13 protein-coding genes and 1 riboswitch are annotated in these 13,599 nt (G+C 42.8%); of the genes, 12 read left to right on the forward strand and 1 reads right to left on the reverse strand.

The window, feature by feature from the left end; genetic code table 11:
• Positions 1 to 623: 623 nt before the first annotated feature.
• The gene (gene typA, locus WMO43_RS01310; protein WP_177962280.1) at positions 624 to 2,456 is read right to left on the reverse strand and encodes a translational GTPase TypA; all 1,833 of its coding nucleotides are present in this window, start codon (positions 2,454 to 2,456) and stop codon (positions 624 to 626) included.
• Positions 2,457 to 2,656: 200 nt separating this feature from the next.
• Between typA and WMO43_RS01315 the strand changes: the two genes are divergently transcribed.
• The 12 genes from WMO43_RS01315 to WMO43_RS01370 all read left to right on the forward strand — a co-directional run bounded on the left by WMO43_RS01315 (position 2,657) and on the right by WMO43_RS01370 (position 13,593).
• Positions 2,657 to 3,283, forward strand: a complete 627-nt coding sequence (locus tag WMO43_RS01315; RefSeq protein ID WP_177962279.1) for a single-stranded DNA-binding protein — start codon at positions 2,657 to 2,659, stop codon at positions 3,281 to 3,283.
• A gap of 88 nt (positions 3,284 to 3,371) precedes the next feature.
• Entirely contained in the window at positions 3,372 to 3,857 is a 486-nt protein-coding gene (locus WMO43_RS01320; RefSeq protein WP_353529462.1) for a cob(I)yrinic acid a,c-diamide adenosyltransferase, read from the forward strand.
• Between the two features lie 62 nt (positions 3,858 to 3,919).
• Positions 3,920 to 4,098, forward strand: a riboswitch (Lysine riboswitch).
• 125 nt (positions 4,099 to 4,223) lie between these two features.
• Positions 4,224 to 5,111, forward strand: coding sequence for a 4-hydroxy-tetrahydrodipicolinate synthase (dapA, locus tag WMO43_RS01325; RefSeq protein WP_353529463.1), 888 nt, complete (start codon positions 4,224 to 4,226; stop codon positions 5,109 to 5,111).
• Between the two features lie 46 nt (positions 5,112 to 5,157).
• Positions 5,158 to 5,925: a 4-hydroxy-tetrahydrodipicolinate reductase gene (gene dapB / locus WMO43_RS01330; RefSeq protein WP_177962276.1), complete on the forward strand. Its 768-nt coding sequence runs from the start codon at positions 5,158 to 5,160 to the stop codon at positions 5,923 to 5,925.
• A gap of 17 nt (positions 5,926 to 5,942) precedes the next feature.
• Complete coding sequence (locus tag WMO43_RS01335; protein ID WP_353529465.1) at positions 5,943 to 7,898, forward strand: fructose-1,6-bisphosphatase; 1,956 nt, start codon at positions 5,943 to 5,945, stop codon at positions 7,896 to 7,898.
• Positions 7,899 to 8,021: 123 nt separating this feature from the next.
• Entirely contained in the window at positions 8,022 to 8,375 is a 354-nt protein-coding gene (gene rplS, locus WMO43_RS01340) for a 50S ribosomal protein L19 (protein ID WP_177962274.1), read from the forward strand.
• Between the two features lie 304 nt (positions 8,376 to 8,679).
• Positions 8,680 to 9,270 (forward strand): signal peptidase I, encoded by a 591-nt coding sequence (gene lepB / locus WMO43_RS01345; RefSeq protein WP_353529468.1) that lies wholly within the window; start codon positions 8,680 to 8,682, stop codon positions 9,268 to 9,270.
• A 10-nt stretch (positions 9,271 to 9,280) separates the two neighbouring features.
• Entirely contained in the window at positions 9,281 to 10,132 is an 852-nt protein-coding gene (gene ylqF / locus WMO43_RS01350; RefSeq protein WP_353529471.1) for a ribosome biogenesis GTPase YlqF, read from the forward strand.
• Positions 10,133 to 10,178: 46 nt separating this feature from the next.
• Positions 10,179 to 10,763 carry a signal peptidase I gene (gene lepB, locus WMO43_RS01355; protein ID WP_353529473.1) on the forward strand — a complete coding sequence of 195 codons (585 nt, stop codon included), beginning with the start codon at positions 10,179 to 10,181 and terminating at the stop codon, positions 10,761 to 10,763.
• Positions 10,764 to 10,829: 66 nt separating this feature from the next.
• On the forward strand, positions 10,830 to 11,534 hold the full coding sequence (rnhB, locus tag WMO43_RS01360) for a ribonuclease HII (protein WP_434784160.1): 705 nt from the start codon (positions 10,830 to 10,832) through the stop codon (positions 11,532 to 11,534).
• Between the two features lie 11 nt (positions 11,535 to 11,545).
• Positions 11,546 to 13,306, forward strand: coding sequence for a flagellar hook-length control protein FliK (locus WMO43_RS01365; protein ID WP_353529475.1), 1,761 nt, complete (start codon positions 11,546 to 11,548; stop codon positions 13,304 to 13,306).
• 2 nt (positions 13,307 to 13,308) lie between these two features.
• On the forward strand, positions 13,309 to 13,593 hold the full coding sequence (locus WMO43_RS01370) for an EscU/YscU/HrcU family type III secretion system export apparatus switch protein (protein ID WP_353529476.1): 285 nt from the start codon (positions 13,309 to 13,311) through the stop codon (positions 13,591 to 13,593).
• Positions 13,594 to 13,599: the final 6 nt, after the last annotated feature.

Consider the following 13,599-nt stretch of genomic DNA (forward strand, 5'->3'; position numbering starts at 1 on the left):
ATAATTCAAAAATTCAAAGTGCTATATGATTAGCAATCTAACGAAAGTATTCAAAAATTCAAAAATTTTCAAATCTTAAAAAATTTAAAACAATCCAATAATAATAACAATAGAAAAGCAGGATAGGAATCTGTCTAAAAATCATGCATAGCAGCTATTTACTTCTCCGCGAGCTGTATATTTTCAACCGAAGGGCTTTTTGCTCTATAGGAAACACAATGTCCATGCTTGAACGTAACATGGTATTTCTATAGAGATTAGGGTGTCAAAAGGCGGTTTCAAGTTTTTTGATTGGCAACTGGCACAAAGCCAAGTCTGTTTTGTTCCATTGTATGAAAATAAGAAAATCTAAGTCTGCCTGAGTCAGATTGCGATGGAGTGATGTGTACGTCTTAAACGCCCCGTCCATGGGGCTTAAGACTTTTGCTGCCGTCCATGGCAGCAAAACACTATACATGAACAGCCAGACTAAGATTTACTAATTTTCTTCCAAAGTCACAAAAGCAGTCCCGGTTTTGTGCAAGTTGCCAGCCACTAAGTTGTGAGCTGTCTTTTAACACCCTAATCCTATAGAACAAAAAAGAGTGTTGCACCATTCTAGGTACAGCACTCTGGATGATCTTTTATTTATTTCTCATATTTGCACGTTTTCTCATTGTAGGGTCTAAGATCCTCTTTCGGATTCTGAGACTTTCCGGTGTTACCTCTAAGAGTTCATCGGTGTCAATGAAATCAAGTGCCTGCTCTAAACTTAAAATCTTTGGCGGTGTCAGTGTCAATGCCTCATCAGCAGAAGAGGAACGGGTATTAGTCAGATGTTTTTTCTTGCAGACATTTAACTCAATGTCCTCCGCTTTTGCACACTGACCGATTACCATACCGGAGTATACCTTTTCTCCAGGCCCGATGAAGAGAGTACCACGCTCCTGTGCGGAGAAGAGACCGTAAGTTACGGATTCACCGGATTCAAAGGCAATCAGAGATCCCTGTTTGCGGTACTGGATGTCGCCCTTGTATGGAGCATAGTCGTTAAAGATCGTATTAATGATACCATTTCCTTTGGTATCGGTTAAGAATTCGCCACGATAACCGATCAGACCTCTGGATGGGATATTGAACTCTAAACGGGTATATCCACCGCTGATAGGTCCCATGTTTAAAAGATCACCTTTTCTCTGACTTAACTTGTCAATGACTGCTCCGGTAAATTCATCCGGTACATCGACATAGGCAAGCTCCATCGGCTCTAACTTCTTGCCTTTTTCATCGGTATGATAGAGTACCTCAGCCTTGCTGACTGCGAACTCATAACCCTCACGCCGCATATTTTCAATTAAGACAGATAAATGTAATTCACCACGTCCTGATACTTTGTAGCTGTCGGCGTTCTCTGTTTCCTCGACACGCAAAGAAACGTCCGTATTCAGCTCACGGAAAAGACGGTCACGGATATGGCGGGAGGTTACGAATTTACCTTCCTGTCCGGCAAGCGGACTGTCATTTACGATAAAGTTCATGGAGATGGTCGGCTCGGAAATTTTCTGGAAAGGAATCGCTACAGGATTTTCCGGGGCGCAGATCGTATCTCCAATGTGGATATCAGCGATACCTGAAATGGCGACGATCGAACCGATACCGGCTTCTTTGACATCAACCTTGTTCAGACCGTCAAATTCATAGAGTTTGCTGATGCGGACTTTTTGCAGTTTGTCCGGTTCATGGTGATTGACAACAACGGCATCCTGATTGATCTTTAAGCATCCGTTATCTACTTTACCAACACCGATACGTCCAACATATTCATTGTAATCGATCGTACTGATCAAAACCTGTGTATTCGCATCCGGGTCACCTTCCGGTGCAGGAATGTAATCTAAGATGGTCTCAAAAAGAGGTGTCATATCCTTCTTTTCATCGTTCAGATCTTTTAATGCATATCCATCTCTTGCAGAAGCATAGATGAATGGGCAGTCAAGCTGTTCATCGGAAGCATCTAAATCCATAAAGAGTTCTAGCACTTCGTCGATGACTTCATCCGGTCTTGCCTCCGGACGGTCAATCTTATTGATACATACGATTACCGGGAGATCTAAGGCAAGTGCTTTCATCAGAACGAATTTGGTCTGTGGCATAGCTCCCTCAAAAGCATCTACAACGAGAACAACGCCATTTACCATTTTTAAGACACGTTCTACTTCACCGCCAAAATCCGCATGTCCCGGAGTGTCGATGATATTGATCTTTACATCTTTATAGAATACGGCTGTATTTTTAGAAAGGATAGTGATACCGCGTTCTCTTTCTATATCATTGGAATCCATCACACGTTCCTGCACTTCCTGGTTGGCACGGAATACACCACTTTGCTTTAAAAGCTCGTCTACTAACGTTGTTTTGCCGTGGTCAACATGGGCAATGATCGCAATGTTACGGATGTCCTCTCTTTTTGTTTTCATATTTTAATCCTTCTTTCTCTTGTTCACATATAAGTCTAACCAATTTATTTTATCACAAAAAAAAGATATGGCAATACTTTTTGAAAAAATACAGGAGTAAGAATCAGGAAAGTTATCGACAAAACATGTGGAGTTTTTTGTGGTGGGACAACTAAGATAGAGGGGCAAAAGATGTTCAAGAGAATGAAGGGAGAAGAAACATGGCAGATAAATTATTTGAAAATAACCAGGTAACGATGATAGGAGAGATTGTCTCAGAATTTGAATTCAGCCACGAGGTATATGGTGAGGGATTCTATTTAGTAGATATATCCGTCAGCCGCCTGAGTGATTCCGTAGATTACATACCATTGATGGTGTCGGAAAGACTGGTGGATGTGACACAGAGTTATATCGGAGAGACCATTTCGGTAAGCGGTCAGTTCCGCTCCTATAATAGACATGAGGAAAAGAAGAACCGCCTGATACTTTCCGTATTTGTACGCGAATTAGAGTTCGTGGATGAGATCGAGGATGATATCAAGAGCAATCAGATTTACCTCGACGGTTACATATGTAAAGAGCCGATCTACAGAAAAACACCACTTGGCAGAGAAATTGCGGATCTTTTGGTTGCAGTCAACCGTTCCTATGGGAAATCAGACTATATCCCATGTATCTGCTGGGGAAGAAATGCGAGATATGCCTCCTCATTTGAGGTGGGAAGCCATGTCGAAGTATATGGAAGAATCCAGAGCAGGGAATATATTAAAAAAATCGGTGAAGAGCAGACAGAGAAGCGTGTTGCCTATGAAGTATCTGTCAATAAAATAGAGTTTTTAGAATAAAATTTGCTTTTTTTGTCCGAATATGGTATTTTAATCAAATCCAGGGGGAGAAGATTGAAAGCCATATCGTATGGCAGAGGAGGAAAAAATGGAACGTGGAGTGATACAGATTTACTATGGTGAGGGCAGAGGAAAATCGACTGCCGCACTTGGAAATGCACTGCGTAAGGCAGATGCAGGAAAAAATGTCATTATTGTCCAGTTCTTGAAGGCAAAAAAAGAAGAACCGGGAGAACTGTTGCAGCGTTTAGAGCCGGAGATCAAGTTTTTCCGTTTTGAGAAACTAGCGGAATGTTTTGCAGATCTAAGTGAAGATGAGAAAAAAGAAGAATCTGCAAATATGAAAAATGGATTAAATTTTGCCAGAAAAGTGCTTGCAACCAGTGAGTGTGATCTGCTCGTACTTGATGAGATCTTAGGAGTCGTGGATGCAGGCGTGATATCGGTAGAAGAGCTGTGTGCGATCATCCGGGCAAAAACGGAGGAAACCGATGTGATCTTAACCGGACGGAGACTGCCGGAGAAATTGCGGGAAATTGCGGATGAAGTCTACAATATTATAGCGGAAAAATAATTGACAAGGTTCGTCCGTAGTGATATAGTTAGCACAGATATGAGTAGTAGAATATAATAGAATAAAAAGGTAGAGGTTGCGTGATTCATAAGTAGCATATCGGATGCGGCAGAGGCAGAAGAAGAGGTGTGAAAGGGGAGAACGCCGAAAGGATATGGTGATCTGCAGTCGTATCTTTGGGCATAGGATGAAGAATTCTATGACTCTCATCGGTATATCAGATGGAGGCGCTATCCGAAAAGACACAGTGATTTGGATTCTGTGAACGAAAATTTAAGCCGGCTTTTCTGAGTCGGCTTTTTCTGGCTATAGGAAAAGTTTTCCGTAGCTTTATCTACCTGAAATCAGAAAATGGAGGAAATAGATATGGCAATATTTAAAGGTGCAGGAGTGGCAATCGTAACCCCGATGAAAGAAAATCAGGAAGTGAACTATGAAAAGTTAGAAGAACTGATCGAATTTCAGATTGAGAATGGAACCGATTGTATTGTAATCGCAGGTACAACCGGAGAGAGTTCTACACTTTCCATGGAGGAACATAAAAAAGTCATTGAGGCGGCCATTGCATTTACAAAGGGCAGAATCCCGGTCGTAGCAGGTACGGGTTCTAATTGTACCGCAACAGCAGTCCAGCTTTCACAGGAAGCAGAGGATGCAGGTGCAGACGGACTTTTGATCGTAACACCATATTATAACAAGGCAACACAGGGTGGTCTGATCCAGCATTATACAACGATCGCAAGATCCGTAAAGACACCGATCATCATGTACAATGTGCCAAGCAGAACCGGATGTAACATTTTGCCGGAGACAGCAGCAACACTGTTTAAAAACGAAGCAAATATCGTGGGATTAAAAGAAGCAACCGGAAGTCTTGCACAGGCATCTAAGACGATGGATCTGACAGATGGAAAATTAGACCTTTATTCCGGCGAAGACGGACTGGTCGTCCCACTGATGTCCATTGGAGCCATCGGAGTGATCTCCGTATGGTCTAATGTTGCACCAAAGGATGTGCATGATATGTGCATGAGCTATCTGAATGGGGATACGAAAAAAGCATTAGAGATACAGATGAAGGGTCTGCCGTTAGTGGATGCACTTTTCTCAGAGGTCAATCCGATCCCGGTGAAAAAAGCATTGAACCTGATGGGAATGGAAGTCGGACCGCTTCGTCTTCCGCTGACCGAAATGGAAGAAAAAAATGCAAAAGTATTAGAAGAAGTAATGCGTACTTACGGACTGTTAAAGTAAGCAGTACAGTTTGTGATCAGAGAGAAGAGAACGAGAGGATAAAGAAATGACAAGAGCGATCATGCATGGCTGTAATGGAAAAATGGGTCAGGTGATTACCGGACTTTGTAAAGAGGATCCTGATATTGAGATCGTGGCAGGAATCGATGTATCAAACCACATTAAAAATGAATATCCGGTATATCAGAGCCTTTGGGACTGCAAGGAGGAAGCAGATGTGATCATTGATTTTGCTTCTGCACAGGCAGCAGATGTCCTGATTGATTACAGTGTACAAAAAGAGATACCGGTCGTCATCTGTACGACCGGATTGAGTGAAGAACAGATAGAACGGATTGAAGCAGCAGCCCAAAAGACGGCAGTGCTGCGTTCTGCAAACATGTCCATGGGAATCAATATTTTGATGGATCTGTTAAAAAAAGCAGCAAAGGTGTTAGCACCGGCAGGCTTTGATATGGAGATCGTGGAAAAACACCATAATCAGAAAGTGGATGCACCGAGCGGAACGGCATTGGCATTAGCAGATGCAATGAACAATGCGTTAGAAGAGAACTACGAATATAAGTATGACCGCTCACAAGAACGGAAAAAGAGAGAGAAATACGAAATCGGTATCCAGGCTGTCCGTGGTGGAAATATTGTAGGTGAGCATGAAGTGATTTTTGCGGGAACGGATGAAGTGATCGAATTCAAACACACAGCATATTCCAAAGCGATTTTTGGAAAAGGAGCCATTGAAGCGGCTAAGTTTTTAGCAGGAAAACCGGCAGGCTTTTATGATATGAGTGATGTGATTCAGTCAGCAGACCGCTAAGGGACAAAGGAGAGCGTATGGAAGAAAGAGACCTCAAATATTTAAAGACAATGGCAAGACAGTATCCGACCATTGCATCGGCAGCGACAGAGATTATCAACTTACAGGCAATCTTAAGTCTGCCAAAAGGAACGGAACATTTTATGACAGATATTCATGGAGAATATGAGCAGTTCCAGCATATCTTAAAAAACGGTTCGGGAGCCATTAAGAGGAAAATACAGGATGAGTTCGGCAATGCATTCAGCGAAGCAGAGAAGAAGTCGATCGCGACATTGATCTATTATCCGGAATTGAAATTAGAGCAGGTGCAGCAGAGCGAGGAAGATCTTGAGGACTGGTACAGCGTGATGCTTTATCGTTTGATCTGTGTCTGCAAGAATGCATCTTCAAAATATACACGTTCAAAAGTGCGTAAGGCACTTCCAAAGGATTTTGCATATGTGATCGAGGAACTTTTAAACGGAAGACCGGATGTGTCTGATCAGGAGGCATACTATAATGAGATCATCCATTCCGTGATCCGTACAGGACGTGCACCGGAGCTGATCATAGCACTTTGTAATCTGATCCGCCGTCTGGTCGTAGACCATCTTCATGTGGTAGGAGATATTTTTGACCGAGGTCCGTATCCGCATATGATCATGGATTCGCTGATGGAGCATCATTCCGTCGATATCCAGTGGGGAAATCACGATGTGCTCTGGATGGGAGCTGCAGCAGGAAATACGGCATGTATCGCAAATGTCCTTCGGATTTCAGCAAAATATGGAAATCTGAATATTTTAGAGGACGGCTATGGTATCAATTTAGTGCCGTTAGCACGCCTTGCGATGACCCAGTATGCGGATGACCCATGCAAATGTTTCAGTCTGGATTTCCGTGAAGAAGAGTATGATGTCCGGGATGCCATGTTAGATGAAAAGATGCACAAAGCCATCAGCATCATCCAGTTCAAATTAGAGGGACAGTTGATAGAAAAGCATCCGGAATTCCATATGGAGGACAGAAGGCTGCTGCATCAGATGGACTTAGAAAAAGGAACCGTTGTGATTGAAGGCGTTACATATCCATTGAAGGACAAATGTTTTCCGACGATCGACCCGAAGAATCCTTATCAGCTTACCGCGGAGGAAAATGATGTGGTTGAGCGCTTAAAGACCGCATTTGTGAACTGCGAGCGTTTACAGAAACATGTGCGTTTCCTGCTTACGAAAGGAAGTCTTTATAAAGTATACAATGGCAATCTGCTGTATCATGGCTGTGTGCCACTGAACGAGGATGGAACCTTTACGGAAGTAGATATTTATGGAGAAAAGTATTCGGGTAAAGAGTTGTATGACGTATTAGAGCATTATGTCCGCAAGGGATATTATTCACTGGATAAAGAAGAAAAGAAAAAGGGACTTGATATCTTCTGGTTTATCTGGGAAAATAAGAATTCACCGGTATTTGGAAAGCAGAAGATGACCACCTTTGAACGTTACTTTGTAGCGGATAAAAAGACACATGTGGAGCCAAAGAATCCGTATTACCGGCTGTTAGAAAAAGAAGAGATCGTCAATCGCATTTTAGCGGAGTTCGGACTGCACGGCGAAGAATGTCATATCATCAACGGCCATATTCCGGTGGAATCAAAGAAAGGAGAATCTCCGATCAAATGTAATGGAAAACTTCTGATCATTGACGGTGGATTTTCTAAGGCATATCAGGGAAAGACCGGTATTGCAGGTTATACCCTGATCTACAATTCCTATGGACTTGTCATTGCGGCACATGAGCCGTTTGAATCCGTAGAAAAGGCAGTGCAGGAGGGAAGAGATGTTCATTCCCACAGACTGTTAGTAGAACATGTGGTAAAACGTAAAACCGTGGCAGATACGGATGTAGGACGTTCCATTCAGGAGAATATCCGCGAGTTGGAAAAACTTCTTCAGGCGTATCGTGAGGGTGCGATCGTAGAGAATGCATAAAATCAGGAAAAACGCTTGCAAAATATACGGTTTTATGGTATTATATGCGAGTTGTGAGAAAAAAGAGATGGTCCTCTGTTACAAAGTGTATTACGAACATCCGGATAATTAGGAGGAAACAACATGAACGCAAGTGAAATCATTAAGAGCATTGAAGCAGAGCAGTTAAAAGCAGAAGTACCTGAATTTGCTGTAGGTGATACAGTAAAAGTACATGCGAAGATCAAAGAGGGAAACCGTGAAAGAATCCAGGTCTTTGAAGGAATCGTATTAAAGAGACAGGGCGGAAGCAACCGTGAGACTTTTACAGTTCGTAAATTCTCAAACGGCGTTGGAGTAGAGAAGACATGGCCTTTACATTCTCCAAACGTGGAAAAGATCGAAGTAGTAAGAAGAGGTAAAGTAAGAAGAGCTAAATTATACTACTTAAGAGACCGCGTAGGTAAGAGAGCTAAGGTAAAAGAATTAGTAAAATAAGTCGATGGGAAGGGACAAGTACTTCGGTATTGTCCCTTTTTGTTTATGTGTTGGGGTGGTGAACCTTATGGATCAGATATTCCGGGTTTCCTTGTGCAGACCATTCCGATGAGCCTCTTAAATCAGAAATCGTATTCGCTATAGGGCTCTACGATTTCTAGAGTCTCATCTCCATTGCACAAAAAGAAACTTTCCATATCTGATCCATAAGGCTATTACACATTCTCAAAGGATACAAAAAGAAGGTTAAACCTTAGTTGGGTGCGAAAGATTACGAAAAGAGAGGATACAGGGAGGAACTACGATGAATCTGCGTTTCAGGCGAAGTGGATTGGATTTTTCAAGACGAAGAAGAAAAGTAAATAAGACGTTAGCAAAAGAAGTCGGCACCTGGATTGGTGAGATTGCGATTGCAGTATTGTTTGCACTTGTATTAGTCTATTTTGTCGGATACCGGACAGATGTGGTAGGATCGTCCATGCTTGGCACTCTGGCGGAGGGAGATGAAGTATTGGTTAACCGCTTTGTATACAAACTGACCCAGCCAAAGACGAATGATATCGTGGTGTTTTTTCCAAATGGAAATGAAAAATCACATCTTTATATCAAACGTGTGATCGGAGTTCCGGGAGACACGGTGCAGATCAAAAACGGTACGGTTTATGTCAATGGAAAAGTATTTGATGAAAAAATAGAGGCAGCTTCGATCGAGCATGCCGAATTAGCAGAAGATGAGATAGAGGTTGGCGAGGACGAGTTCTTTGTGTTAGGAGATAATCGTAACAATAGTGAGGACAGCCGGTATGCCAATATCGGAAATGTAAAAAAGGAGTACATTATGGGGAAGGCATGGTTTATCGTTTCCCCGCTGAAAGATTTTGGATTTGTAAAGTAGAGGTGAGAATATGCAGTTTCAGTGGTATCCGGGACATATGACAAAGGCAAAACGCCAGATGCAGGAAGATATAAAGCTCATTGACCTGGTCATCGAACTGGTAGATGCCAGAATCCCGATGAGCAGTAGGAATCCGGACATTGATGAGCTTGGAAAAAATAAAGCAAGACTGATCCTTTTGAATAAATCGGATTTAGCAGACAAAGATGCAAGTGAAGCATGGATGGAATTTTTTAAGGAAAAAGGCTATTTTGCCGTTAAAGTGGATGCAAGAAATAAAGGCTGTATGAAAGCCATTTCTGCTGTCATTGCAGAGGCCTGTAAGGAAAAGACGGAGCGGGACAGAAAACGTGGGATCAAGAACCGTCCGGTCCGTGCGATGGTAGTTGGAATCCCGAATGTCGGAAAATCCACATTTATCAATACCTTTGCAGGAAGAGCCTGCGCAAAGACCGGAAATAAGCCGGGAGTTACAAAAGGAAAACAGTGGATCCGTCTGAATAAGAGTGTGGAACTGTTAGATACACCGGGAATCCTCTGGCCGAAATTTGAAGACCAGCAGGTGGGACTGCGGCTGGCATTGATCGGTGCGATCAAAGATGAGATCTTAAATATTGATGAGTTAGCATTGGAGCTGATCGCTATTTTAACAGAGCATTATCCGGGAGTGCTGCATGCACGTTATGAGGTGGAGGAAGACCAGACACCGGCAAATATCATAGAACAGATTGCCGTAAAGAGAAATTGTATCCAGAAGGGCAATGCACTGGATTATACCAAAGCAGCGAATCTGTTGTTAGAAGAATTCAGGAGTGGAAAATTGGGGAAAATTACCCTTGAATTTCCTGTTACAGTAGCATAGAATAGAAATAGATTTGCAATAGCAGACACAGGAAAGGTTATAGGATATGTCAGAGGAAAATATGCCGGAAGAGAATACACCGGAAGGAACAGGAAAAAGAATAGGAAAAGAGATTTTGAGTTTTGTCCTTTATTTTGTCATTGTAATCGCAGCAATGCTTTTGATCATACATTATGTGGGACAGCGGACAGAGGTCAGCGGTTCTTCTATGGAGAATACTTTAAGTGATGGGGATAATCTGATCGTGGATAAGATATCATACCGTTTTCAGGACCCGGAAAGATATGATATTATCATTTTCCCATATAAATATGAGGAGGATACCTATTATATCAAAAGGATCATCGGACTGCCGGGCGAACATGTGCGGATTGATGATTCCGGAAATATCTATATCAATGAAAAAGTATTGAAGGAATCCTATGGAAGAGAAGTGATACAGGATCCAGGGATTGCAAGAGATGAGATCACACTTGGCGAGGGTGAGTATTTTGTGCTTGGAGATAACCGGAACAACAGCTCGGACAGCAGAGATCCAAGTGTTGGTATTATCCAAAAGAAGGACATCATTGGAAGAGCATGGCTTCAGATTTATCCGTTTGATGAATTTGGATTTATCAGGCACCAGTAGGAGGCAGTTTTGAAACAGAAGACAATCGGTGAGATTAAAGCAGAATTAAAGGCAGCAGAGGAATCCATGCTGCCTGTTTTTATTGAAAACTATAAGGAAGATACCAGAAACGGTGTGCAGGCAGCCGTTGCCCAGGCGAAAAAACGAATCGAAAAATTAGAGGCAGAGAGGGCGCGCATCGAGGTCTTAAAAAAATACGAATACGAGTATGCAGAATATACTTATATCTGTGGGATTGATGAAGCGGGAAGAGGACCGTTAGCAGGTCCGGTGGCAGCAGGAGCCGTGATCCTGCCAAAGGACTGTGATATTTTGTATATCAATGATTCTAAAAAATTGTCTGCCGCAAAACGTGAGGCACTCTATGATGAGATCATGGAAAAAGCAGTGGCAGTCGGTGTCGGTCTGGTCGGACCACAGCGGATCGATGAGATCAATATTTTACAGGCGACCTATGAAGCCATGCGGGAGGCTATAAGGAATTTAGGCGTAGTACCCGATATATTATTAAACGATGCAGTAACGATACCGGAGGTTTCCATACCACAGGTGCCGATCATCAAAGGAGATGCGAAGAGTATTTCAATTGGAGCGGCAAGCATTATTGCAAAAGTGACGAGGGACCGGCTGATGGCAGAATATGATGAATTGATGCCGGAATATGGTTTTGCCTCCAACAAAGGCTATGGTTCGGCAGAACATATTGCGGCAATTAAAAAGTATGGAGCATCCCCGATCCACCGTATGACATTTATAAAGAATTTTATCTAGGGGGCATCTGTATGCAGATATCGGATTTACTTGGAAAATACGGACAAAATACCGTGCCGGTTACGGCACAGGAGCAGGCGGTAAAGACAGGAACACAGCAGTTGGCAGGTACGCTGTCTTCCTTACAGACAGGAAACGTATTTGAAGGAACCGTGACGGATATTTCTGACGGACAGGTACTTTTAACGCTTGCAAACGGAGAGAAGATTTCTGCCAGATTAGAGGGACAGATACAGCTCAGGCTTAATCAGGCAATGTTTTTTGAAGTAAAATCCAATACCCAGACACAGATAGCCATCAAACCGTATTTAAACGGAGACAGCAGTAATCCAACCCTGTTAAAGGCCTTAATGCAGGCAGGAATGGGAGTTACAACAGATAATCTTGAGATGGTACGCACCATGATGGAGGAACAGCTTCCGATCGATAAGAACAGTTTAAATCAGATGATGAGACAGCTTGCGATGTTTCCAAAGGCAGCGCCATCTGTGATCGCACAGATGAATAAGTTAGGGATTCCTGTAACGGAGGCCAATGTGCAGCAGTTTTCTAATTATAAGGCAGATACCGCGGCAATTATGAAAGAATTAGAAAATGTCTTAGAGCAGCTTCCAAAGTCGATCGCAGGAGAAGGTGATACTGCCGGGCAGATGACAGCAAAAAATATGCAGTTGATGGATATTCTGTTTGGAGGAGAAACGATCGAACAGAGTCAGGATGCAGGAGCAAAAGCACAGGAGCTGCTTGCAAAAACGGCAGATGGAAGTGTTACCATAAAAAGTGGGGAGCAACAGGCAGCCGATATTGCAAAAGAATTGCAGCAGATATTAAGCACGGCAGAAGACGGAATGCAGCAGACAAGTGCAGCAGGAGAGGGCATACAGCAGGCAGATGCAGCAAAACAGGCAGAAGGCAGACAGATGCCGGCTGCAACACAGGGCAGTCTGGGAGAGATTCTTGGAAAAGAAGGAGCTGCCAGCTTAGAACAGCAGCTAAAAGCGTTAGAAACAGATGGAAAACAGGTCTTGTTTGATAAAAATGGAAATTTGAATACGGGAATGAGTGCAGAGGAATTTTTGAAGAATTTGAACCAGTTGTTCAAAGAGAACGAATTTCCACAAAAGGAGGCACTATTCAAACTTTTCTCAGGAAAAGAATATCAGACCATTTTTAAAAAAGCAGTAGAAAATCAGTGGTACTTAGAGCCGCAGGAGACGGGTTCCAAAGAAACCGTAGAGAAACTGTATAACAGGCTGCAGACGCAGATGAACCGGTTGGATGAATTTATCAAACAGGCGGGAAGCGGAACGGAGGGTCTGCAAAAGGCAGTGGCGGATGTCCGTGGCAATATCGAATTTATGAACCAGATCAATCAGATCTATAATTTTGTCCAGCTTCCGTTAAAAATGAACGGGCAGAATGTCAACAGTGAGCTTTATGTCTATACGAATAAAAAGAACCCAAGAGACATGGACGGCGAGCTGAGTGCTTTTTTACATTTGGATATGGATCACCTTGGCTCTACGGATATTTCCGTCAAGATGAAAGGGACTGCGGTCAAGACAAATTTTTATATGGCGGATGATGCTTCTTATGAACTGATCTTAGCACATGCCGAAGAACTGGCGGAACGTTTAGAGAACAAGGGGTATCAGTGTCAGATCGAAGTAAAGAGCGAAGAAAAGGATATGGATTTTGTAGAAGATTTCTTAAAACATGATATGCCGAGTGCCGGAAAGGTCTATCGGTATTCCTTTGATGTGAGGGCATAGATATGGAGAAGCAGAAAGAAAAAGTCAAGACAGCCGTGGCGATCGCTTATGAACCCGGCGAAGAGGCACCAAAGATCTTAGCAACCGGTAAGGGACTGATAGCCGAGCGGATCATAGAAAAAGCAAAAGAAGAGGATGTGCCGTTTTACAAGGACAGCAAATTAGCGGCAACACTTTCAAAACTGGAGATCGGGGATATGATCCCACCAGAGCTGTATGAGGTCGTGGCGGAGATACTGGTCTTTGTGGATAAGATGGATCATTTGAAGGATAAACTTGGAAAATAGGGGGAG

It is taken from the genome of Maccoyibacter intestinihominis, assembly GCF_040096355.1.
In the GTDB taxonomy this organism is placed as follows: domain Bacteria; phylum Bacillota; class Clostridia; order Lachnospirales; family Lachnospiraceae; genus Maccoyibacter; species Maccoyibacter intestinihominis.

Bases quoted from the DNA above. Each gene is read 5' to 3' on its own strand.
- lepB (WP_353529468.1), top strand. From the start codon at position 8,680: ATGAATCTGCGTTTCAGGCGAAGTGGATTGGATTTTTCAAGACGAAGA.
- WMO43_RS01335 (WP_353529465.1), top strand. From the start codon at position 5,943: ATGGAAGAAAGAGACCTCAAATATTTAAAGACAATGGCAAGACAGTAT.
- typA (WP_177962280.1), bottom strand. From the start codon at position 2,456: ATGAAAACAAAAAGAGAGGACATCCGTAACATTGCGATCATTGCCCAT.
- rnhB (WP_434784160.1), top strand. From the start codon at position 10,830: ATGCTGCCTGTTTTTATTGAAAACTATAAGGAAGATACCAGAAACGGT.
- WMO43_RS01365 (WP_353529475.1), top strand. From the start codon at position 11,546: ATGCAGATATCGGATTTACTTGGAAAATACGGACAAAATACCGTGCCG.
- dapA (WP_353529463.1), top strand. From the start codon at position 4,224: ATGGCAATATTTAAAGGTGCAGGAGTGGCAATCGTAACCCCGATGAAA.
- WMO43_RS01320 (WP_353529462.1), top strand. From the start codon at position 3,372: ATGGAACGTGGAGTGATACAGATTTACTATGGTGAGGGCAGAGGAAAA.
- ylqF (WP_353529471.1), top strand. From the start codon at position 9,281: ATGCAGTTTCAGTGGTATCCGGGACATATGACAAAGGCAAAACGCCAG.
- dapB (WP_177962276.1), top strand. From the start codon at position 5,158: ATGACAAGAGCGATCATGCATGGCTGTAATGGAAAAATGGGTCAGGTG.
- WMO43_RS01315 (WP_177962279.1), top strand. From the start codon at position 2,657: ATGGCAGATAAATTATTTGAAAATAACCAGGTAACGATGATAGGAGAG.
- WMO43_RS01370 (WP_353529476.1), top strand. From the start codon at position 13,309: ATGGAGAAGCAGAAAGAAAAAGTCAAGACAGCCGTGGCGATCGCTTAT.
- rplS (WP_177962274.1), top strand. From the start codon at position 8,022: ATGAACGCAAGTGAAATCATTAAGAGCATTGAAGCAGAGCAGTTAAAA.
- lepB (WP_353529473.1), top strand. From the start codon at position 10,179: ATGTCAGAGGAAAATATGCCGGAAGAGAATACACCGGAAGGAACAGGA.